This is a genomic window from Actinacidiphila sp. bgisy167 (assembly GCF_057707665.1).
The window spans coordinates 1-1,155 of record NZ_JBYIQP010000209.1; the positions used below are offsets into that span (position 1 = coordinate 1).

Here is a 1,155-nt window from a genome sequence, read left to right on the forward strand (position 1 = left end):
CCTGGGCGTCGGTGATGCGGGTGGTCTGCTGCAGGCGTCCGGCCGGGCCGGCGAGGGTGACCTGGTGGATTCGGTCAAGTTCGTTCCTGATGGTGCGCCAGGTGGTGCTGGTGCGGCGTTCGGCGACGCGTATCAGCAGCAGGGCCAGCCAGCACAGCAGGACGTGGGCGCGTATCCGGTCGTCCAGGCGGTGGAAGACCGGCCGCAGGTAGAGCGTGGACTTCATCGTGCGGAAGGAACGCTCGGCTTCCAGCAGGTTCTTGTAGCCGAGCGCGACGTCCTCGGCGGACAGGTCCGGGTCGGAGGTGGCCAGCAGGTACTTGCCGTCGAGCCGGGACTCGGCGGCGACCTTGGCCCGGTCGATCGACAGGCGTCCGGTGGTCGGGTGCTGCTTGAGCCAGCGCCCGAGACTGGGGTGGTCGCGCAGGGCGCATTCGGCCTTGCGGTGGACAGCGTCGTTCGGCTTCGCCGGGCGTTTGCCGGTCTTGGCCGCCTTGGCGCGGGCCTTGTTCGCATCGGCGGCGCGGGCCTGGGCGATGCGGTCCAACTCTTCAGTGATGGCGGCGAGTTGGTGCTCGCGTCGCTCGGCGTCGCGGGCGGCCTCGGCGGGGTTGTGGCAGACGATCCAGCGGCGGCCGGGGTCGCCGTCCAGGCGGACCTCCTTGACCCGGAGGTTGTCGCGGACCTCCTGGTAGCGACCCTGGCGGGCGAGGGCGGCGTCGGCCTTCTTGCTGGTCTCGCGCATCTTGACGCCGGTGATGTAGTGGCCGCCGGCCCGGGTGGGGTAGGCCAGGTTCGCCTCGGAGGAGAAGCCGGAGTCGGTGACGGTGACCACCCGGCCCAGGCGCCAGGACCGCAGGTCGTCCTTCACCTGCTCGATCACGGTGGTGTCGGAGGTGTTGCCGGGCCAGACCCAGCAGCGGACCGGGATTCCCTCGCGGGTGACCGCGAGCCCGATGACGATCTGCGGCAGGTCCTTGCGGTGGTCCTTGGAGTGCCCGAACCGCCGCAGGGCCTCGTCGCCGCCGTCTTCGTCCTCACCGTCGCGTTCGAAGTAGGTGCTGGTGGTGTCGAAGAAGATCAGGTCGACTTCGAGGTTGAGGAGGTGGGCGGCGGCGAAGAACACCGTCTCCTGCACGGCCCCGGTCGCGTCCC

Annotated in this window: 1 protein-coding gene; it reads right to left on the minus strand. The window is 70.2% G+C overall.

Annotated features, from left to right (window positions below):
* Positions 1-1,155: IS1634 family transposase (locus AC3ET4_RS30820; protein WP_431955268.1), on the minus strand; the 1,155-nt coding region annotated here is incomplete at both ends.